The organism is Idiomarina seosinensis (assembly GCF_003987275.1).
Classification (GTDB): Bacteria; Pseudomonadota; Gammaproteobacteria; order Enterobacterales; family Alteromonadaceae; genus Idiomarina; species Idiomarina seosinensis.
Genome location: NZ_PIQF01000003.1, coordinates 220,040 through 241,980 on the forward strand (window position 1 = coordinate 220,040; position 21,941 = coordinate 241,980).

General features: G+C 48.9%; 18 protein-coding genes. 11 read left to right on the top strand and 7 right to left on the bottom strand.

All coding sequences use genetic code 11. The annotated features are described in order from the left end of the window. Positions 1-3: 3 nt before the first annotated feature. Both CWI81_RS10170 and CWI81_RS10175 read left to right on the top strand, forming a co-directional pair. Positions 4-1,170 carry an APC family permease gene (locus tag CWI81_RS10170; RefSeq protein ID WP_126785212.1) on the top strand — a complete coding sequence of 389 codons (1,167 nt, stop codon included), beginning with the start codon at positions 4-6 and terminating at the stop codon, positions 1,168-1,170. Between the two features lie 28 nt (positions 1,171-1,198). Next, complete coding sequence (locus CWI81_RS10175) at positions 1,199-1,648, top strand: PH domain-containing protein (protein ID WP_126785213.1); 450 nt, start codon at positions 1,199-1,201, stop codon at positions 1,646-1,648. On the opposite strand, the gene CWI81_RS10180 is transcribed toward CWI81_RS10175, so the two are convergent. Then, positions 1,617-2,492, bottom strand: a complete 876-nt coding sequence (locus CWI81_RS10180) for a LysR family transcriptional regulator (protein ID WP_126785214.1) — start codon at positions 2,490-2,492, stop codon at positions 1,617-1,619. The two genes, CWI81_RS10175 and CWI81_RS10180, sit on opposite strands and share 32 nt — an antisense overlap. Before the next feature lie 15 nt (positions 2,493-2,507). After that, positions 2,508-3,305, bottom strand: a complete 798-nt coding sequence (locus tag CWI81_RS10185; RefSeq protein ID WP_126785215.1) for a 3',5'-cyclic-nucleotide phosphodiesterase — start codon at positions 3,303-3,305, stop codon at positions 2,508-2,510. Positions 3,306-3,383: 78 nt separating this feature from the next. Here CWI81_RS10185 and CWI81_RS10190 point away from each other — a divergent pair, with 78 nt between their 5' ends. The 5 genes from CWI81_RS10190 to CWI81_RS10210 are packed head-to-tail and all read left to right on the top strand — an operon-like array spanning position 3,384 to position 9,155. Then, positions 3,384-4,013, top strand: coding sequence for a DUF998 domain-containing protein (locus tag CWI81_RS10190; RefSeq protein WP_126785216.1), 630 nt, complete (start codon positions 3,384-3,386; stop codon positions 4,011-4,013). After that, positions 4,013-6,265 carry a heavy metal translocating P-type ATPase gene (locus CWI81_RS10195; RefSeq protein WP_126785217.1) on the top strand — a complete coding sequence of 751 codons (2,253 nt, stop codon included), beginning with the start codon at positions 4,013-4,015 and terminating at the stop codon, positions 6,263-6,265. The genes CWI81_RS10190 and CWI81_RS10195 overlap by 1 nt, the downstream gene beginning before the upstream one ends. 6 nt (positions 6,266-6,271) lie before the next feature. Beyond that, positions 6,272-7,018, top strand: coding sequence for a glutamate racemase (gene murI, locus CWI81_RS10200; RefSeq protein WP_126785218.1), 747 nt, complete (start codon positions 6,272-6,274; stop codon positions 7,016-7,018). A gap of 13 nt (positions 7,019-7,031) precedes the next feature. Beyond that, positions 7,032-7,451 carry an MAPEG family protein gene (locus CWI81_RS10205; RefSeq protein WP_126785219.1) on the top strand — a complete coding sequence of 140 codons (420 nt, stop codon included), beginning with the start codon at positions 7,032-7,034 and terminating at the stop codon, positions 7,449-7,451. Positions 7,452-7,463: 12 nt separating this feature from the next. Next, on the top strand, positions 7,464-9,155 hold the full coding sequence (locus CWI81_RS10210; RefSeq protein WP_126785220.1) for an NAD-dependent malic enzyme: 1,692 nt from the start codon (positions 7,464-7,466) through the stop codon (positions 9,153-9,155). Position 9,156: 1 nt separating this feature from the next. Here CWI81_RS10210 and CWI81_RS10215 read toward each other — a convergent pair whose 3' ends face one another. After that, on the bottom strand, positions 9,157-10,317 hold the full coding sequence (locus CWI81_RS10215) for a trans-sulfuration enzyme family protein (protein WP_126785221.1): 1,161 nt from the start codon (positions 10,315-10,317) through the stop codon (positions 9,157-9,159). A gap of 80 nt (positions 10,318-10,397) precedes the next feature. Here CWI81_RS10215 and azu point away from each other — a divergent pair, with 80 nt between their 5' ends. The 3 genes from azu (at position 10,398) to CWI81_RS10230 (ending at position 15,085) form a co-directional block, all read left to right on the top strand. Next, entirely contained in the window at positions 10,398-10,847 is a 450-nt protein-coding gene (gene azu / locus CWI81_RS10220) for an azurin (RefSeq protein ID WP_126785222.1), read from the top strand. Between the two features lie 75 nt (positions 10,848-10,922). Further along, on the top strand, positions 10,923-11,978 hold the full coding sequence (locus CWI81_RS10225; protein WP_126785223.1) for an efflux RND transporter periplasmic adaptor subunit: 1,056 nt from the start codon (positions 10,923-10,925) through the stop codon (positions 11,976-11,978). Beyond that, positions 11,978-15,085: an efflux RND transporter permease subunit gene (locus CWI81_RS10230; protein WP_126785224.1), complete on the top strand. Its 3,108-nt coding sequence runs from the start codon at positions 11,978-11,980 to the stop codon at positions 15,083-15,085. Before CWI81_RS10225 ends, CWI81_RS10230 begins: the two co-directional genes overlap by 1 nt. Here the strand turns inward: CWI81_RS10230 and CWI81_RS10235 are convergent. From CWI81_RS10235 to CWI81_RS10245, 3 genes are read right to left on the bottom strand one after another with little or no spacing between them, the layout of a single operon-like run. Further along, entirely contained in the window at positions 15,063-15,830 is a 768-nt protein-coding gene (locus tag CWI81_RS10235) for a substrate-binding periplasmic protein (protein ID WP_126785225.1), read from the bottom strand. The genes CWI81_RS10230 and CWI81_RS10235 overlap by 23 nt on opposite strands. Continuing rightward, entirely contained in the window at positions 15,827-16,288 is a 462-nt protein-coding gene (locus CWI81_RS10240) for a tellurite resistance TerB family protein (RefSeq protein WP_126785226.1), read from the bottom strand. Before CWI81_RS10240 ends, CWI81_RS10235 begins: the two co-directional genes overlap by 4 nt. Before the next feature lie 8 nt (positions 16,289-16,296). Continuing rightward, a complete protein-coding gene (locus CWI81_RS10245) occupies positions 16,297-17,670 on the bottom strand; it encodes a sensor histidine kinase (protein ID WP_126785227.1) in 1,374 nt (457 codons plus the stop codon). A 151-nt stretch (positions 17,671-17,821) separates the two neighbouring features. Between CWI81_RS10245 and CWI81_RS10250 the strand changes: the two genes are divergently transcribed. Continuing rightward, positions 17,822-20,992 (top strand): amidohydrolase family protein, encoded by a 3,171-nt coding sequence (locus CWI81_RS10250; protein ID WP_126785228.1) that lies wholly within the window; start codon positions 17,822-17,824, stop codon positions 20,990-20,992. Between the two features lie 7 nt (positions 20,993-20,999). On the opposite strand, the gene CWI81_RS10255 is transcribed toward CWI81_RS10250, so the two are convergent. Continuing rightward, positions 21,000-21,938, bottom strand: a complete 939-nt coding sequence (locus CWI81_RS10255; protein ID WP_126785229.1) for a LysR family transcriptional regulator — start codon at positions 21,936-21,938, stop codon at positions 21,000-21,002. Between the last annotated feature and the right edge of the window lie 3 nt (positions 21,939-21,941).

The window sequence follows — 21,941 nt, forward strand, 5'->3', positions numbered from 1 at the left end:
TGCATGAATAAGCAACTGATTCGTGAAACAGGACTTGCCGGAGCCTTAGTCATTGGTCTGGGCTCTATTTTGGGAACGGGTGCCTATGTCAGTGTCGGCTTAAGCGCGACCATTGCCGGTGATATGCTGGTGATTGCCATTTTGATAGCGGCCGCGACTGCATTGCTTAATGGCCTGTCTTCGGCTCAGTTAGCCGCAGCGCATCCGGTCAGTGGTGGTACTTACGAATACGGTTATCAGTTTTTAAACCCGGCCAGCGGTATTGTTGCCGGTGTTCTGTTCATTATTGCCAAAAGCGCCTCAGCTGCAACAGCGGCGCTGGCAGTAGCGTGGTATATCAGTGCCAGCTTTGGCCTCTCTGAATGGCTGGTGAGTCTCATTGCCGTTAGTCTGCTATTACTCTTCACTCTATTAGTATTGCTGGGCGTGCGCCGCAGCAATTGGCTGAACCTGTTGCTGGTCGCGGTCAGCATTCTGGGTTTGTTAGTATTTATCGCAGTATCGTTCAGTCAGCCGCAAACAGCGACAGCGGTTAGGCCGGATTCCGAGTTATCGTTGTTTCATGCGGCGGCACTTATGTTTGTGGCGTTTACCGGCTATGGCCGTATTGCCACGATGGGTGAAGAAATTACCGAGCCGAGAAAGAATATTCCCAAAGCTGTGGTACTGACTCTGGGCGTCGTCACCGCGCTATACATTGCAGTTGGTCTGGCCATTTTACATGTGGGCGGGCTGGCTTCGTTTCAGCAAAGCCACTTTAATATTTCTAACTTAGTGCAGGACTCACCATGGCAATGGCTGGTTATCGTTGGTGGTGCGGTGGCGATGTGCGGTGTGGTTTTGAACCTGCTGCTAGGCGTATCACGGGTGGTGCTGGCGATGGGACGGCGTGGCGACTTGCCCCGCTTCTTAGCTAATCTTGACCGTGACAGCAAGTCGGCCCCTGCAGCGACCTGGCTGACCTTTTTAATCATGGCGCTGATTGCCTTATTTGGCGGCATTAAGTCGGCCTGGACACTCAGTGCTTTTACGGTATTGGTGTATTACGGCATTACCAATATCGCGGCACTTAAAGTGAGTGCCGAACAACGTTTTATTCCGAAAGCTGTTTCTGTGCTGGGCTTGATCAGTTGTTTTGGTTTGGTGATACTGGCAGCAGGATACCAATAATAAGCTGATACATCAGGCAAGGACGCAGATGGCAATTCAATTACACGAAAATGAACAGGTGCAGCACCGGGCTTGGAAAAGCTACATTATCTTTATGGAGTTAGCGGGATTTACTCTGCTAGCCATTTTTTTTAACTTGCTTTCTTCTGCGTCGCAATCTTTCCTTTCGATGACGCTGGTTATAGTTATTGGCTTTGATGCGATAAAAGTTACTTTATTGTACTGGCGAACAAAAATCGCAGTGACTAATCAACGCTTGTTGGCAAAGTACGGTGCTTTTTTTAACCAGGAAGTGGACTTAAAACCAAGTGACATTAGCAGTTTTTACGTTCAGCAAAGCTTTTTGGGTCGTCGGTTTAACTATGGCACCCTCACGGTTAATACTAAGCAAGGCGATTTTCATTCGTTAACACACATCTACAAGCCGCACGAACTCGAGCAAGCGATTAAAGACTTAAGTAACGAATCTGACCAATAAAGCTGCGTGCCACCGGGCCTAAGCTGTCAGCGTCTTCAAAATTCAGGTAAAAGGGTAATGAACGCTTTGCGCCTCGTTTTAAGGCTAAAGGCACTAACGAACCGTCGTCTAAGTATTGCTGCACGGCAGGCTTTGGCAGCCAGGCAAACCCCAAACCTTTGCGGATAAGCTCGATGGAGCTGGCTAAATGACTGACGGTCCATCGTTGTTCGGAACCGAGCCAGCCAATATCAATGCGTTTTTCAGTGCCAGAATCACGTAATACAATTTGTCGGCAACTTTTTAAGTCTTCCGGGGTAACGGTATTTTTTTGCGCTAATCCGTGTTGAGCCCCACACACGGCAATAAACTCAACGTCACAGATAACTTCACTGAGTTCGTTATCCAGTACAAACGGCGCCACAGCAACCTGCGCTAAGCCTTTATTCAACAGCTCGTTGGCACCGGTTAATATGGTTTCTATAATTTCTAAATGGACCAGCGGGTATTCCTCGGAGACTTTTTCCATCGCCTGGTAGAGAATAGGTTTAGGAAAAGCCTCGTCGACCGCGACGGTTAGTGTCGATTCGACACCCACTTTTAAATTCTGAGCGACGTTTTCAAAACGTTCGGTCTCTGCCAGTAAATAATTAACCCGGCGTAGTAGCTGTTTACCCGCATCGGTTAAGGAGGTCTTGCGGCCTTGAATCTCAAACAGCTCAACGCCCAGTTGCTCTTCCATTTTATTCACTGCATGGTGCACACTGGACTGGCTTTTATGGACGCTTTCTGCCGCCTGCATAAAGCCACCATGTTCGGCGACAGCCTTAAACATACGCCACTGTTCCAGAGTCGATTTAGCCATGAAAGTCTCCTTTCGTTATAGCACCGTTAAGCGACTGCCATGCAGAACGTTGCGCAGTTCTTTTTCATAGCTTGGCTTTAGGTGAGTTATCCAGACATGCTTTACGTCCGGGATTTTTGCCAGAGTCCTATGCAACATGCTGGGCGTCATATGCTTTGACTTTTCGGCCACTTCGGTCAGCCGGTCCGGGAAAGCACATTCAATCATCAGAATATCAATGGGTGCGAGCCGATTTAAATCAGCAGCTAGCTGATCCGATTCAGTGCAGTCAGCGCAAAAAATAAAGTGTGAGCCTTCGCTTTTTACGGAATAGCCAATAGTAGGAATACTGTGTTCTACAGCAAACAGTTCTAATGTTAAGTTTTGGTGACTAATAATATCGCCAGCACTAACTTCAACAAGCTCTAACATCGGCACTTCAGACTCTACCAGTTGAGTAAAATCCGGCCAAATCTCGTTATTAAAAATATTGTCTTGCAGACGCGTTAGGGTTTCTGCCAGCCCATAGACTTTAACGGGTAAATCCTGTTGATCAAATTGGTTACTCAGAAAGGTTGGTAAAGCGGCAATATGGTCCATGTGCGCATGGGTTAAAAAGATATGCCGAATGCGCTGCATCTCTTCCAGGCTCAAACCTGCTAGCCCTGTTCCTGCGTCTATAAGGGTGGTTTCGTTCAATTGAATACAGGTAGAGCCTTGCTGGTTATTACCACTTAATCCGCCACTGCAACCTAAAACCCGAATTGACACGTAATCACCCTCGCTGTTCCAATCTGAACTGGTAATGCCATCATAGCGTGTATAGCTAGACATCGGTAGGGTCAGGATGAACTGTACCCGCTAAAAAGTGTTATGATGAACTAAAACCCAGTGAATTCAGGAGCGTGCCTTTTGCAAACCACATCATCGCAAACATCTCACGGCTTTATTCCTCAACTAATCATTCTGACGGTGTTCTGGTTGGGGCTACAACTGGTCGCAAGCTGGGTAAAACCGGGCTTTAACCATATTACACAGTACATTAGTGAAATTAACGCAACGGGCACACCCAATGCCGGGGTACTCGGCTGGGTCGGATTTATTCCGCTGGCAATGGTGGCTTTCAGCGCACTGGTGTCGATGCGCAGCAAACTGCGGGTACAAGGTATCAGCCATATTGGTTGGCTGTTGTTGTTTTTATGGCCGTTTGGCTATTTGGCCTCAGCGCTGGCACCGTGTGACACAGGCTGCCCTGCCGACGGCAGTAGCTCACAGGCAATTCACAATGTGGTGGCGATTATCAGTTACTTTGGCTTTGCGTTGGGCGCCGTTTGTCTCGCTTTTACTCCGAAAACCCATTGGGCGGTCAGGATCGCTTTTATTTTATTAGCAGCCATAACGGTACTCGGCTTTTTATTGATGACCTCCTATCCGTTAATGGAGATTCGTGGGGCGATACAACGCTATGCCGAAGCCGCGCAGTTGGCGGTATTCTGGTTACTGCTATTTTTGGTGGAAAAACCCACTAAGGACGTGTCCTAATGAGTCAGAAAACTATTCGTTTAGGTATCTCAGGCATGAGCTGCGGCTCCTGCGCGAGTCGTATCGATAAGGCGTTGTCACAAGTCGACGGTGTTGAACAAGTATCGGTGAATCAGGCGTCGGATTCGGCCGAAGTTCAGTTAAGCCAGTCTCAGGACGTCAGCATTGAGCAATTAGTCGAGGCGGTCAAAGAAGCCGGCTACGATGCCCATCGGGTGGTCGATCGCGATAAGGAAATGCAGGAGCAACGCGAGCGTCAGCAGAAAGAGTTTAAGATTTTGCAGGGCGAGTTAATTTTTGCGGCGCTACTTACGTTGCCGGTTTTTATCCTGGCCATGGGCAACCACTTAGTGCCGGTATTTTCCAGTTGGGTAAACAACTCTCTGGGTTTGCAAACTAGTTGGTGGGTACAGTTAGTACTCACTACGGTTGTACTGTTTGTGCCTGGCCGGAGGTTTTATCAGATTGGTTTACCGGCCCTAATAAAAGGCGCGCCGGACATGAACTCGCTGGTAGCGCTAGGTGCAACTGCTGCCTGGGGTTATTCGATTGTGGCCACAGTGGTACCGGAATGGTTACCTGAACAGTCGGTCAGTGTCTATTTTGAAGCGTCCGCGGTTATTGTCACTTTGATCCTGGCTGGGCGTTATATGGAAGCCCGGGCCAAGAGTCATACATCGGATGCAATACAACGGTTGATGGGCCTGCAAAGCAAAACAGCGCGCATTATCCGGGATGGCAACGCTGAGCAAGTGAACGTTTCTGAACTGGAAAAGGGTGATGAAATTGAAGTGCGGCCCGGCGAGAAGATTCCGGTCGATGGTCAGGTATTGAGTGGTGATAGCTACGTCAATGAATCAATGATTACCGGCGAAGCGGAGCCGGTGCATAAACAACAAGAAGACAAGGTAGTAGGTGGCACGATTAACGAGCGTGGGACCTTGCGTTTTAAAGCCACTGCTATTGGAGAAACCACGGTGCTGTCGCAAATCATTCGCATGGTTGAGCAGGCGCAGGGTGCCAAACTGCCGATTCAGGATACGGTTAATAAAATTACTCTGTGGTTTGTGCCAGCGGTAATGCTGGCGGCCCTGGTTACCTTTGTTGTCTGGTACTTTGCGGCAGGCGAGAGCGCGCTAACCTTTGCGTTGGTCAACGCGGTGTCTGTGCTGATTATTGCCTGCCCATGCGCGATGGGGCTGGCGACACCGACCTCCATTATGGTTGGTACCGGGCGTGGTGCCGATATGGGCGTGTTATTTCGCCAGGGGAGTGCACTGCAGGCATTACAGCAGGCCAATGGCGTTATTTTTGATAAAACCGGCACCCTGACTAAAGGCGAACCGGAGCTTGATCAGTGGTTGACCGTAGACGCTGACGATAAACAAAGCCTGCGGCTGGCAGCGAGCCTGGAGCAAAGGTCTGAGCACCCCACCGCCGAAGCTCTGGTAGACTTCGCCAAACAAGAGCATCCATTGAGCGAGGTGGACAAGTTTGAAGCCTTGTCTGGGTTAGGGGTTATCGGCCAAGTCGAAGGTCATGATGTATTGGTGGGCTCTAAAACCTTAATGAAAGAGCACGATATTGGTTTGCAAAAGTCGCCAGACGGTGTTGATAAATGGATTGAAAACGGCCTGACACCCATTTATGTCGCTATTGACGGGCAATTAACGGCGGCTTTCTGCGTCAGTGATCCTATCCGCGATAGCGCGAAAGCATTAATCCAGTCGCTGCACCAACGAGGTCTAAAAACGGCGATGGTCACCGGCGATGCAGAGAGCACAGCTAAGCGTATTGCCGAGCAGGTTGGAATTGATAAAGTGGTTGCAGAGGTTAAGCCGGACGGCAAAGTCGATGCGGTGCAACAATTGCAACAACAGTGGGGCAAGGTTGTTTTTGTTGGTGACGGCATAAATGATGCTCCGGCACTGGCAACGGCGGATGTCGGGTTTGCTATTGGTACCGGCACTGACGTAGCGATCGAATCCGCTAATGTGGTGCTGATGTCGGATAACCTTAACGTTGTGCAACAGGCGTTTGCGCTGTCAAAAGTGACGATGCGTAATATTAGCCAAAACTTATTCTGGGCATTTGCCTACAACACAGCGTTAATTCCGGTGGCTGCCGGGCTGCTGTACCCATGGTTTGGGTTGTTGCTATCGCCAATGCTGGCGGCTGCGGCAATGGCACTATCGAGCGTGTTTGTATTAACCAACGCGCTGCGCTTAAAACGTATCAATCTGGAGAGTTAGACCGGCATGAAGCTTGGTATTTTTGATAGTGGGGTGGGCGGTTTAACGGTCGCCAGATCATTGCAGCGCAGCGGCTGTTTTAGTGAACTGCTGTACTACGGCGATACGGCGCGCGTGCCCTACGGCAGTAAAGATGCAAATACGGTAACCCGCTACGCGTTGGAAGCGGTTGAATTTTTTAACGGGGCTAATGTTGATGCCTTAGTTGTTGCCTGTAACACCGTCAGTGTCGTTGCCCTGGAACAAATGCAGCGTTTCTCCAACAAACCAGTTTACGGTGTACTAGAACCGGGCGTTATGGTGTTGGAGCAGTTACCGGAAATTGATAAAAGTGCGCGAGTCCTGGTGATTGCAACGCGTTCGACTATTGGATCCGGCGAATATCAAAGGCGGATCCAACAACTGGGCTATAACAATGTCGATGCATTGCCAACGCCATTGTTTGTGCCTATCGTTGAAGAAGAGTTGTATGAAGGGGCAATACTGCAGGAGACTTTTAAACATTATTTTAAAGCCTTACCTAAGCCGGATGTGGTGCTGTTAGGGTGTACTCACTTTCCGTTGATAGCAGAGCCTATTTCGACCTATTTTGATGGCGCCCAAACGATTCATTCCGGTGAGGCAATGCTGCAGTGGTTAAAGCAGCACTTAGATTTGCCCGAACAGTACGCTCAGACACCGATAACCATTTTAGCGTCTGAAAACGTAGAAGCGGTAAAACGCGTAGCAACACGCTGGCAACTAAACTTATAAAAGGAAATTAAAGATGATATTTAATGACTATCGCGCCACACTTATCTGGATGTCAGTAATTATTGCAACGGTTTTGCTGCAATGGCTGATTGCCAGCGGTACTAAAGCGAAACAAGAAAATGCCATACCGGGAAAGCAACCCCAGGATCTAAGTCATCAGAACTTTGTCTTTCGTGCCTGGCGCACGCACCAGAATTCATTAGAAAACTTAAGCCCCATGCTGGGTACTATTGTGGTGGCAATATTAGCGGGTGTGGATCCGCTGTGGACTGCCTCGGTAACGGCGGTTTTCGCCGTTGCCCGGATAGCGCATATGATATTGTATTACGTTATCGCAACGAATAAGAACCCAAGCCCGCGCAGCTACTTCTTTATGGTCGGCTGGCTGGCTAACATCGTATTATTGGTCATGACGTTTATAAAACTGTTGTAGGAGTGGTACTGAATGCCGAAAAGTGAACAACGTCCTTTGTATATCCCTTATGCGGGGCCCTCTTTATTAGAAACTCCGCTGCTAAATAAAGGCAGTGCGTTTTCAAAAGAAGAACGTGCTGCGTTTAACCTTACCGGCCTGCTTCCGCCTCGCTATGAGTCGATCGAAGAGCAGGTCGAGCGCGCTTACATGCAATACCGAAGTTTTGAAACACCACTGAATAAACATATTTATTTGCGCGCTATTCAGGATAACAATGAGACTTTGTTTTACCGGTTGGTTACTGATCATCTGGAAGAGATGATGCCGATTATTTATACCCCGACAGTGGGAGATGCCTGCGAGAAGTTCTCTGATATTTATCGCAGTTCCCGCGGTCTGTTTATTTCCTATTCAGAGCGTGATCAGCTGGATGATATTTTGCGCAATGCCACCAAGCAAAAGGTTAAGGTCATTGTCGTAACCGATGGCGAGCGCATTCTGGGTCTTGGCGATCAGGGCATTGGCGGTATGGGCATTCCAATCGGTAAGCTATCGCTTTACACCGCTTGTGGCGGCATCAGCCCAGCTTACACATTGCCGGTGATGCTGGATGTCGGTACCAATAACGAGAAGTTATTGAACGATCCAATGTACATGGGCGCACGTCATAAGCGTATTAACCAGGAGCAGTACGACGAGTTTCTGGATAAATTTATTAAAGCGGTGACGCGCCGGTGGCCGGGTGTTATGTTGCAGTTCGAAGACTTTGCACAGCCGAATGCGATGCCATTGCTGCGTCGTTATCGGGATGAAGTCTGCTGTTTTAATGACGATATCCAGGGCACTGCTTCAGTAACAGTGGGGACGTTGCTGGCCGCCTGCCGCAAAAAAGGCAAGAAGCTTAGCCAGCAGAAGGTTGTGTTCGTAGGCGCTGGTTCTGCAGGTTGTGGTATTGCTGAGCAAGTGATGATTCAGATGATGGCTGAGGGGTTGACCGAACAACAAGCCAAACAGAACATCTTTATGGTGGATCGTTTCGGGCTCGTGGTCGACAGTATGGACGGATTGCGTGACTTCCAACTGGCGCTGGCGCAACCTCAGGAACAAGTCGGTGAATGGCAATACAGTGGTGATTATCCAACCTTGTTAGACGTTATTTATTCTGCCAAGCCGGATGTTTTAATTGGTGTTTCGGGACAAGCGGGTCTATTTACCGAGCAAGTGATCGACGCCATGTCACGACAGACCGAGAAGCCTATAATTTTCCCGTTAAGTAATCCATCCAAGCATGTCGAAGCCCACCCTCAGGATGTCTTAAAGTGGAGTAATGGAGAGGCTATTGTCGCCACCGGTAGCCCGTTTGGTGAAGTGGAATATAACGGTCGTGTTTACCCGATTGCACAATGCAATAACAGCTATATTTTCCCGGGAATTGGTTTGGGAGTACTCTCGGTAAAATCCAGTCGGGTCAGTGACGAAATGTTTCGGGTCGCGAGTAAAACGCTAGCCGACGCTTCCCCCGCAGCGGACGGTAAAAGTGAAGAGTTGCTGCCAGCATTTAATGACCTTGCTCAGTTGTCCAAAGACATTGCTTTCGCTGTGGGTAAAGTGGCTCAGCAAGAAGGCTCCGCATTAGAGATCGATGATGAGCTGTTACGCCAGCGCATCGAAGATAACTTCTGGAAGCCTGAATACCGTTTCTACAAACGCGTCAGTATTTAAACTAATCGTTAGCTAAGGCCTGCTCAAGATCGTGGAGCAGGTCTGCCGCGTTTTCGATGCCGACAGATAACCTCAGTAAATCGTCTGGTACTGGCGTGCCTTCGCCTTCAATGCTGGCGCGATGTTCAATGAGGCTCTCGACACCACCCAGCGATGTTGCCCGTTTCCACAAATGAGTTTTAGCGGCCGTGCGAATAGCATGCTCTGGCCCGCCATTAACCCGTATTGACAACATACCGCCAAAGCCGTTCTGCATCTGTTTTACGGCGACTTGATGGCCATCAAAGTCGGGTAACCCAGGGTACAGTACTTGTTTAATGTGTTTATTGTGCTGTAACTGCTCGGCAAGCCACTGCGCAGACTGACAGCTTTCCCTGACTCTTAAGAACAAGGTACGCATGCCGCGTAACAGCTGCGCCGCGTCATTAGGGCCAGGAACACAACCATTTTGCGCCCGTAATTTAACAATACGTTGCCAAAAAGCGTTATCTTCACGGCAGGCTAAAGCGCCGGAAATAACATCGGAGTGACCATTTAAATACTTAGTGGCTGAATGCATGACGATATCAGCACCTAAGGTTAATGGGTTGGTCAGTAATGGGGTGGCAACGGTCGAGTCGACAGCCAGCATTGCACCGTGTTGTTGGCAAGCTTCTGTGATAGCGGCAATATCACTTACTGTCCACAGCGGATTACCGGGGGTTTCCAGCCATACTAACCGCGCTGGCCGGTCGTTTAAAGCTTGTTCAACATGGCCTGGTTTATGGGTATCGACAAACCGAACTTTTAGTCCCATATCTTGCCCAAAGGTGTGCAACCAATTTCGCAGCGCCCAGTACATAATGGTAGGTGCTATAACCTCGTCACCCGGTTTTAAGGCAAGAAAAACTGCGGTAGCTGCCGCCATGCCCGAGCTAAATAAGCGGGCATCGGCGGCTTGTTCTAACTCCATTAATAAGCTTTCGGGTGCCCGGTAGGTGGGGTTGTCAGCGCGTGAGTAAACTCTTCCGCTGCGATATTGATTATCCTCATCACGCAGATAGGTTGTGGAGTTATATACTGGAGGGATCAACGATTCTTTTTCGTTGTCAGGGTGAACGTGACTCAACGGAGCACCCTGTGCCAAAGCCGATTGAGACGTGAACTGCGTTTTTTCTGTCATTGGCAACCCTTTAAGTAATCTAAACGTGGAATTTCACGTATATATGGATGGTATTTGATATTAACCGAAGGAGTAAAGCAATGCGTCTTTTAAAAACTTTGTTGTTTGGTTCGTTGTTGTTTGTCGCAAACTCTGCGCTGGCTAACGAATGTGAGCTAACAATCGATAGCAATGACAACATGCGTTTTGATACAAAGGAAATGTCAGTGCCTGCAAGTTGCTCAGAGGTCACAGTAACCCTTAACCACTCTGGTGAGTTGGGTAAGAAAGTGATGGGCCATAACTGGGTGTTAAGTAGCGCATCTGATATGCAATCTATTGTTCAACAGGGCATGTCAGCCGGCTTAGATAACCAGTATGTTCCAGACTCTGATGCAGTCATCGCGTCAACGGACGTGATCGGTGGTGGTGAGTCTACCAGCGTAACGTTCTCAACGGACGGTATGAGCGCTGACGGCAACTACAAGTTCTACTGCACATTCCCTGGGCATTCAGCAATCATGCAGGGTGTTTTCAAAATTACTAAGTAGTTAGTACTACTTTTTTAACAAGGTAGAGTCAAAGCCCGTGAATGAATACATTCGCGGGTTTTTAATGGAGAATTCATGAGAAGTTTTGCGGTAATAGGCCTCGGATTATTGGTGATGATGTCGTCGTTATTGATGACACCAGCAGAAGCACAAGGCTTTGGTCCACGCGAAGCGTTGGTCATTGTCGAGCCGGTGCAGTTCGAACGAGAACTTAATCGTGTGGAAGCCGTTGGAACCGCTGAAGCCCGTCGTTCAGTTACTCTTTATCCTGCCGTCGGTGAGCGTGTACTTAATGTAAACTTTGAATCCGGCGACGAGGTTAAGGCCGGGCAAATACTTGTGCAACTCGATGATCGCCGTCAACAGGTTGCTTTGCGCCAGGCAAAACTTAATTTACGCGATGCTGAACGAACCGTGGAACGGCTCAAGTCCAGCTTTGACCAGGGCGCAGTGCCGCAATCTGAGCTAGACAACGCAATATTGCTGCGTGATCTAGCTGAGGTTGAAGTAGAGCGCGCCGAAACCGAAATTCGCGACCGCAAGGTCATTGCTCCGTTTGATGGCGTGGTCGGTATTAGTGATATCGAAGAGGGTGATCGCATTACCACTCAAACCATGGTTGCGACCATCGATGACCGTGAAACTTTACTGATTGACTTCTCGGTGCCGGAAGCGGCAGTCAATTTATTTCAGGAAGGCGTGGAGCTGACGGTGCAGCCATGGCGTTATTCAGGCCCCCCGGCAACTGCTGAGATCGTCGAGAAAGACTCCCGTATTGACCCGCAAACCCGTATGTTTCGTGCCAGAGCGGCTATTGACAATAGCAAAGATGATTTTCTACCGGGTACTAGCTTCCGAACTAATATTCAGTTGCGTGGCAAAGAGTTTGTTGCGATTCCGGAAGCTGCATTGTCCTGGGGCTCACGCAATCCTTATATCTGGATCTCAGAGAACAAAACCGCTAAGCGCATAGAGGTGCAAATTGAGCAGCGCCTGGAAGGCCGTGTTTTAGTCTCTGGTGACATCCAACGCGATGCTATTTTAATAACTGAAGGAATTCAGAATCTGCGCGATGGACAACAGCTGAAATTTAAAAACAGCGGCGTAGATACCACCGAGGCGCTTGAGTAATGTCTGATCAAAAGAACCAACAGGTAACCGAGGCGAATGATCTCCCGTCAGTATCTATCCGTCGCCCGATACTGATCATTGTTTTTAATATACTCATCGCACTGGCTGGTGTAGCGGCGATTATGGGCGTTGAAGTCCGCGAACTACCGGATGTTGATCGCCCAGTTGTTACGGTGCGCGCTAACTTGCCGGGGGGTGCCCCAGAAACTGTCGACTCCGAAGTGACCAGTGTGCTGGAAGGTGCTGCCGCGCGAGTGTCGGGGGTTAAGTCAATTCGCTCGCAATCTGAGGAAAACTCGGCCCGCACCGTGGTTGAATTTAGGCCAGGCGTTGATATCGACGTGGTTGCCAGTGAAGTCCGTGAATCGGTGAACCAGGTGCGGCGTGAACTTCCGGACGAAGTAGAGCAGGTTAACGTGGTCAAAGCAGACTCTGACGCGAGAGCTGTGTTAGATATCGCGGTAAGTAGTGAAACTTTAGGTCTGGAAGAGCTAACCAGACGTTTGGAAACCGATATTGCACCAGAATTTCTGTCGATAGACGGAGTTGCTGACGTGCGTCTAAATGGCGATCGGGAACGCGTTTTACGGGTAGCTCTGGATCCGCTCAAACTCAGTAGCTTTGGTTTGTCGGTAACACAGGTTGCGGATGCTTTGCGGCAAGCACCGTTCGATGTGCCTGCGGGCAGCTTACGCTCCACCGATCAACGGTTGATTATTCGTGCCGATGCAACCTCGGTTAACGCCGAGCAAGTTGAGAATATTATTATCCAGGGTGATACCCGCATTGGTGATGTGGCACAAGCTTACTTCGCACCCGCCGATGCCAGTAGCTTTGTACGGCTTAACGGTAAACCTGTAGTTGGTGTTGGAGTCATCCGTCAGGCGGGCTCAAATACCATAGAGATATCCGATCAAGCACTAGCCATGCTGGAACGTTTGCGTGAGCGCTTCCCGGACATGGAAATGACGGTAACCAACGATGACGCACTGTTTATTCGCAAGTCGGTAACCGAGGTGATAACAACCTTAGCGATTACTATTGCACTGGTGGTTGCGACCCTTTGGGTATTTATTGGTTCGTTCCGGGCAACGATCGTGCCGGCACTTTCTATTCCGGTTGCGTTGTTTGGTGCGGTTGCGGCTATCTGGTTAATGGACTTTTCCATCAATATATTAACACTGCTGGCGTTGGTGCTCGCAACGGGTCTTATTGTCGATGATGCGATCGTTGTTACCGAGAATATTCAGCGACGCCGAGGCATGGGGTTGGGACCCAGAGCAGCTGCGGTGTTAGCAACGCGCGAAGTGTTTTTCGCGGTGGTGGCAACCACAGCCGTGTTAGTGGCCGTGTTTGTGCCCATTGCCTTCTTACCATCAACCGCGGGTCGGCTATTCCGAGAATTTGGTGGAGTACTTGCCGCCGCGGTAGTTATTTCGTCGTTCGTGGCGTTGTCGCTGGTTCCTGCGTTTACCGCAAAACTCCCCAAAGATGCCGGCCGTAACAATATTTTTCGGCCTATTGGTAATTGGTTTAAGCGTGGCTATCAGCGCACGTTACATCGAGCTTTAAACTGGTCATGGGTAATCGTTGCGGCTTCTTTAGTCGCAGCGGCAGGAGCCGGCTTTTTGTATGATCGCGTTGCGGCAGAACTATTACCGTCTGAAGACCGAGGCACCGTAAGAGTATTTTCACGCGGCCCTGATGGTGTTGGTCTTAGCTTTATGGATCGTCAGACGCGACAGCTAGAAGATGTTCTTATTCCTTATCAGGAAGAAGGGGTGTTTGACTCCATCTATACAGTCGTTGGTCAGTGGGACGTTAATCTAAGCTTTATCACTGCCAATATGAAACCTTGGGAAGAACGTGATATTTCTCAGCAAGAAGTGATTGAAGAAATTCGTGAACCGCTGTCCAAGATTCCTGGAGCGCCAGGTCGTGCCTTTGGCTCTAACTCATTAGACGTGCGCGGCGGCCAGGGCGGCGGTGCAGTGGAGATGGCGATAACCGGTGAAAACTATACCGAAATTTATCAAGCGGCGCAGGAATTCACCGCAGCTGCGGTAAAGCGCAACTCAAATTTGAGTAACCCGGATATTTCGTATCAGCCCACACAGCCACAATTGCGTTTTAAAATTGATCGTCGCCGAGCCGCTGAACTGGGGGTTGAGCTTAGTGATATATCAGCAACGTTAAGAGCTGCAATAAACGGTGATGATGTTGCCGATCTGAATGTTGGTGACCAGCAGATCCCGGTTATCTTACAAACCCGCGCTGAAGCTATAAAGTCACCGCAGGATATGCAGAACTTATATGTATCCTCCAGAGACGGCGGTTTAGTGCCGATTTCTAGCGTAGCTGAAATCGTTGAAGAAGGAGTATCTGCAGAGCTTGAGCGACATGGACAACGTCGTGCCATCGAGGTTGAATTTGAAGTCCCCGAGGACTACCCGCTGTCTGAAGCTACTGATAGCCTTCGTAGCATTGCCCAGGAAACTCTGCCCGACAGCATGGGACTGCTCTTCTTGGGCGAGGCGCAAACGTTTGAGGACACCAATCGCGAAGTGGCGATGACCTATATCTTAGCTTTCTTAATTGTGTTGCTGGTATTAGCGGCTCAGTTTGAGAGCGTGAACAGTGCGGTCGTGGTTATGTTGACGGTGCCGTTTGGTATTGCCGCTGCAATTTATGCGCTGTTCCTGACCGGGGTTTCACTTAACATCTATTCTCAGATTGGTCTGGTGATGTTGATTGGCCTGCTCGCTAAGAACTCAGTGCTATTGGTTGAGTTTGCTGACCAGCTGCGTGATCGCGGCGAATCTGTGCGTGATGCGATTGAGAATGCCGCGTCGATTCGTTTGCGCCCCATCATGATGACATTGGTCTCGACTATACTGGGTGGTTTACCGCTTATTCTATCGAGTGGGGCAGGTGCCGAGGCACGTAATTCGATTGGTTGGGTTGTATTTGGCGGGCTTGGCTTAGCCACCGTCTTTACGTTGTACCTGACGCCAGTACTGTACTTGTGGTTAGCACGCTTTACTAAACCACGGGCAGATGAATCAGCGCGCTTGGCGCAAGAACTTAGCGAAGCTGAAAATAACTAAGATCATTTTCCGGTGGGGTAATATCCCACCGCTTTTTTAATGTCGATAATGTGCCATTTTGCTCGAGTTCGGCTAATGCTTTTTCCAGTCGCTCGAGCAATGCCTGGTTACCCTTACTGACTGCCATAGCGACGGGGGTTGAGTCGTTTGGCTGCCATAATATATCCAGTTTAATGCCATGCTGTTCCGCTAAGTAAAAAGCCACTCTGGAAGGCATAATAACGGCTTCAACTTCGCCCACTGCGAGTTGCGCCATCGCCTGTCTCTTAGAGTCTGCCTGCTCGATACGAATGGCGTCACGTAGCCCTAAATCTTTTAAATGCAGCTCGAGTGCTGAATGACGATCGCCACTGATTCGTTTCCCAATAAGCTGACGTACAGTCGTTATCTGAGTATTGCTGCGAAGAATAAACAGACTTGTCTGGCGCCTGTAGTAAGGTGTTGTGAAATCAAAATATTGACGACGGATATCGGTCGCCTCCATTCCGATAGCGACATCTAATTCGCCGTATCTGAGTAAACTGACGACATTGTCCCAGTCGTACTGAGTTAAATCGATATTTTCGTCAAGTTGATCAGAAATAGCCTCAATAACCGCTACATCGAAGCCAGACAGTTCACCTTCATGTTTAAACTGGTAGGGAGGATAACCTGTCGCCATACCTGCTTTTATATCGGCAGTCGCCGTGGTTGAGAAAGAGCAAATTACTAAACCAACCGCTGCAAGCTGCTTGAGGGTAGTCATAAATTTTCTGTGACCTTAAGTTTGGTCTTAATATAATCCGCATGAGAAATATAAAGCAAGTCAGACAACTTCCTTAGCATGCTCTCTTCATGTGGGTCGAGCTTACTATCAGCATAGGCAAGCCGCCATAGATTTTCCAGTAAATCGACTTTTACCTGATAATCTAAGTCTTTGAGAGGATAGGTGAAATGCTGCAATGAAGCGGCTTCTTTAACTTCTGCAACGGCTTGTTTAAGCGCTGCTTGGGCTTGCGGTTCGGTTAGTTGATAGTCGTTAGACAACTCGTCCAGCAAGTGTCTTTCTTCATCCGCAGAAAAATCACCATCAGCCAGTGCGATTTCGGTCATCAGGATCAAACTAAGCCCTTGCTCAGCGCTTAAATTATCGATGGGTTTTAGTGAAGGCTGTTGTTGCGGTGTTAAGCTCTGCTGCATTAGCTGTTGTAATTTTTTTAGCATAGGTCCTGTTACGTCTTGTGTTGGTCTAAATTCGGCAGTAATAAAATAAACTCACTGCCCTTGCTCAGCTCTGATTTGACGTCAATTTCGCCTTTGAGTTTCCGGACTACTAAATTATAAACGATCGAAAGCCCGAGGCCGGATCCCCCACTGTCACGCGCGGTGGTATAAAAGGGCTCAAATATACTATTCAGCGTATCTTTGTCCATACCACGACCGTTATCGGTAAAACGTATAATCGCGCCATCTTCGTGTGGTTCAATGATAATGGTTATCTGATGGTTTTCGTCAGGTTGAAGAAAAGCGTGATCGTGACAGTTGCTGACGAGATTGGTAATGATTTGCGCCAATGCGCCTTGATAGGTTCTGATGCTAACGTCGGCTTTTGCATCAATATTGATACTTACCTTTTTCTTTTTAACCATCGGTTTAAGACTAATGACTAGCGCATTCAAATAGTCCGTGAGTTGGCAGTTAACTAACTCAAAACTGGATTGGTCAACCGCTGTTTTTTTGAAGTTTTGAATCAGTGTCGCTGCTCGCTCCAGGTTACTGCTAAGTAGTGTATAAGCGTCGAGCGTTTCATCGATAAAATTGGTCAGTTGCTTGCGCGAAATGTTGCCGTCGACAAACGATTTCTGCAGTTTTTTCAGTCGGTGCTCACAGTGTGTGGTTGCGGTTACCGCAATACCTAAAGGAGTATTGACCTCATGCGCAACGCCGGCAACCAGCTTACCCAGAGCTGCCATTTTTTCCGTTTCGACCAAGCGATCCTGTGCCTGCTTAAAGTTATCCAGCGCGTTTTGTAAAGACTCGGTACGTTGCTCAACAATTTCTTCCAGCTGTTCATTCTGACGGATTAGTAGTTGTTCGAATTTATGTCGCTCGGCGGCGCTCATTGCGCGACCATAAATATCCGCCAAAATACCGACAAAAGCCACTTCGTCAGAGGTCCACTTGCGGTCAGCCTGGCGGCTTTCACAACAAATAACACCTACCATTTTTCCCTTATGCCGTAATGGCGCATCCAGCATTGCTACGATGCCTAAGGGTTGCATGTATTCTGTTAGTTCGTGGGTAGCTAGGTGAGAACGAGCATTGTTAGCAATGATGATGCGTTCGGTTCTTAGTGCAGCGAAATAGTCCGGATAGTCCTGCTCAGCAATCGATAGTTGTTTTTTCAGCGCGGATTTTTCATCCAGAACCATTTCGGTGTGCAGCTTGGTGCTGTCATTTTTATACAACCACACGCCAACCCGGGTGATCTCCAGTCCGTCCATGGCTGCGTTTAGAATTTTTAGCGTGGCCTTATCTAGCTGCCCGTCGTCAATTTCCGGCGATTTGGAAACATCGAGTAAAATGTTTTCGAGTCGTTCAAGCATTTACTACGTCCGTTGTTAACTTAATGTTTACTATACATCAGTTGTTTTGCATGTCCATTTACCGCGGTTAGCTGCGCGTCGAACGATCGGCACTAGACAAACCGTTGCTTTCGTTTTACAACCGGGTAAACCCTAAATAAAAGTGATAATAATGAAAAAGACATTACTCTCTGTTGCTGTGGCGTCGTTGTTTGCCACCAGCGCTGTTGCTCAACAAGAAGGTTCCGATAGCTGGAATGTGGAACAACCTAAAGGCGTGTTCGATTCCGTTGATATCAGTGTTAACTCCGGCACCTGGATGAACGTCGATTTAAGCCCTGATGGAAAAACTATCGTTTTTGATTTGCTGGGCGACGTTTATCGTATGCCTGCCGATGGCGGTACTGCGGAAAAGCTAACCAGTGATATTGCCTGGCAAATGCAGCCCGTGTTTTCTCCGGATGGTTCACAAATAGCCTTTACCTCGGATCAGGGCGGTGGCGATAATATTTGGGTGATGGATGCCGATGGCAGCAATCAACGCCCGGTTACTGAAGAAACCTTCCGCTTGTTAAATAGTCCTGCCTGGTCTCCCAATGGTGAGTTTATTGTTGCCCGTAAGCATTACACGGCAACCCGCTCACTGGGTGCCGGTGAGGTCTGGATGTATCACGTCAGTGGCGGCACAGGTGTGCAGTTAACGGAGCGGCCTAATGACCAGAAAGATTTAGGAGAGCCAGCATTTTCACCTGACGGAAAATATATCTATTTTTCTCAGGATGACACCCCAGGTAAGACCTTTCATTACAGCAAAGATTCCTTAGAAGGGATCTATGAAATTAAGCGCTTCGAGCGTGAGACCGGCGACATTGAAACGCTAATTGGTGGCGCTGGTGGTGCCATTCGCCCAACGCCATCGCCAGATGGCCGCTACCTTGCTTACATTAAACGCGAAGACTTTAATAGTGTGCTTTACCTACTGGACTTAAAAACTGGTGAGCATAAACGCGTTTATAAAAACATGGAACGCGACATGCAGGAAACCTGGGCTATCCATGGTGTGTATCCAAAAATGGACTGGACGCCGCACAGTGAAGAATTAGTGTTCTGGGCTGGTGGGCATATTCAGCGTTTAAACATTGAGTCGGGCAATGCTCGCATCGTGCCGTTTAAAGTGGAAACCACCAAACAAGTACAGAAACCACTGCGGTTTGAACAAGATATCGATAATGACTCTTTTGATGTAAAAATGCTGCGGATGACGCAGGTATCACCCGACGGTAGTGAGGTGATTTATCAAGCTTTAGGGCATATCTATCGTAAGCAGTTACCAGACGGCAAGGTCGAACGACTCACCTCAGCCGAACATTTTGAGCTGTATCCAAGCTATTCGCGCGACGGCGATAAGTTGGTTTACGTGACCTGGGACGACCAACAGTTAGGCCAGGTTATTGTTCGTGATCTGGAAAGTGGCGAAGAAACTCAGCTAGAAACCGGCGGTGGCACCTTTGTTGAGCCAACGTTCTCGCCCGACGGCCAGTCGGTTGTTTATCGCAAAGTCGATGGCGGTTATATCACCAGTGATAAATACGGGTTAGACACTGGGGTTTACCAAATTGATGTTGGTGGGGGGGAGCCGCAAAAAGTTTCTGATAGTGGTTGGCTACCACAATTTGGCGCTCGTAACGATCGCTTATACCTAATGACTCCGGGCGAAAAGCCAACACTCAGCGTTGTTGACCTGGAAACGCGACAAGCTCGGCCTTTGTATCAATCGGAATTAGCGACAGAGTTCAGAGTGTCGCCCGATGGTAAACAATTAGCCTTTGCCGAGCGCTTTAAAGTATTTGTAACGCCGTTGGTAGAACGCGGCGAAGTGATCAATGTGGGCCCGGGTGATCAGCAAATGCCAGTACGACAGTTATCAGTCCGTGCCGGTGAAAGCTTATCGTGGACAGCTAATAGCTCACAAATATACTGGACGTTGGGGCCGGAGCTTTACCATACGGATGTCAGCGGGGCGTTTAATGCCAATGTTGACGAGCAAACACTGCAAGCCGATAGCGGCATCAATATTGGCTTTGACCAGCCAGCAATGGTGCCGGATACGACGGTTGCCTTTGTCGGTGGACAAGTCATTACCATGGAAGGCGATAAGGTTATCGAGAACGGTACCGTTGTGGTTGAAAACAACCGCATTGTTGCTGTCGGTACCGTCGACGAAGTGCAGGTGCCGGAGGGCGCCGAAGTTATCGATACCAGCGGTAAAACCATCATGCCGGGACTGTTTGATGCACACGCTCACGGTGCTCAGGGGGACGACGAAATTATCCCTGAACAAAACTGGGGGCAATATGCCAACCTGGCGTTTGGGGTAACCAGTATTCATGATCCTTCCAATGACACCACTGAGTTTTTTGCCGCATCAGAAATGCAAAAAGCGGGGTTAATAGCAGCGCCACGGTTATATTCGACCGGCACTATTCTGTACGGGGCTCATGGGCCGGGGTATACCTCGCATGTTGATAGCCTGGAAGACGCTAAGTTCCATCTACAACGATTAAAGAAAGTCGGTGCATTCTCGGTTAAAAGTTATAACCAGCCTCGCCGAAATCAACGGCAACAAGTGGTTGAAGCCGGTCGCGAGTTAGAGATGATGGTAGTGCCGGAAGGTGGTTCGCTATTGCAACATAACCTGACCATGGTAATGGATGGCCACACCACGGTAGAGCATTCACTGCCGGTTGCCAGTATCTATGATGATATCCGCCAGCTATGGTCGCAAACAGATGTGGCTTACACGCCAACCCTGGGGGTCGCTTATGGCGGTATCTGGGGTGAAAACTATTGGTATGCAGAAACTGATGTCTGGAAACATCCTAAGTTGTCTCGCTATGTGCCGCAGGATTTTTTAGTCGGCAAGGCTATGCGTCGCGAAAAAGCTCCGCACAATCACTACAACCACTTTAACAACGCCGAAGTGGCTACCGAGTTACAAGGCTTGGGAGTTGATGTGTTGTCCGGCGCTCATGGCCAGCGCGAAGGCCTGGCTCAGCACTGGGAAATATGGATGATGGCACAAGGGGGGATGGAACCGTTGCAGGCATTGCGCACGGCAACTATCGCGCCTGCCGAAGTGTTTGGCATGGACCATCAAGTCGGTTCACTTAAAGAGGGTAAGCTGGCGGATATTATTGTTATTGACGGTAACCCGCTAGCTGATATCCGTGACACCGATAAAGTTACGCATACCATGGTTAATGGCGTGCTATACGACGCCAACACCATGGATCGGTTATTACCTGAGCCTAAACAACGAGAGCCGTTTTTCTGGGAAAAGTAACCCTGGATTAAGCCTCGGCTGCCGCTGTATCCGCTACAATTTGGCGGAACCAGCGGTGGCCAGCATCGTGCTGTAACAAGGGACTCCAAATCATGGTCAGGGTAAGGCCGGGAATTTCAAACGGCGGCTGTTTCATTACCAGGTAGTCGTCGTCTTGATATAGTGACGCAGCTCGAGTTGGTAGTGTTGCAATCAGGCCTTGTCGTGCCAGGTACATAGCTACGTGGTAGTTACGGGTAAATACTTTTATGTGACGGCGGCACCCTAACTTGTCCAAAGCTTCGTCGACCCAGCCCAGTTTTTGCACGTCGTGCGGATCCATCCCGACACCCACACCAAATCCAGTTTTACTGACCCAGACATGCTCAGCTTTAAGGTATTCATCAAGCGTGTAGCTGGCCAGTAGCGGGTGATCTTTGTGAACCAGACAGGAAAACTGATCCTGCCAAAGGACTTTTTGATGAAACGATTGTGGCAGCTTTTCGAAGCGGTTGATGGCTAAATCCACTTTACCGTTCTCAACGTCATGAAAACTGATGTCACTCGGTGTCATGATATCTAGAGAAACGTGCGGAGCTTGTTCGTCCAGAGCTTCTAACAACCTTGGCATTAGCGTGGAAGCGGCATAATCTGAGGCCATAATTCGGAATACCCGGTCACTGGTAGCGGCTTCAAATTCACGCACTGGCTGAATCATCTCTTCGACTGAGTACAGCACGCCACGCAACGACTCCTGCATATCCAGCGCCCGTTGAGTTGGCATCATGCCTTCACTGGTTCTGACTAAAATGGGGTCATTGAGTAGGTTACGTAAACGCTTAAGACCGTTACTCATAGCTGGCTGTGTTATGTTCAGCTGAGCCGCTGCACGGGTCACATTTCGTTCTCTTAGTAACACGTCCAAATAAACCAAGAGGTTTAGATCGATATCTTTTATTGTGTTCATCGG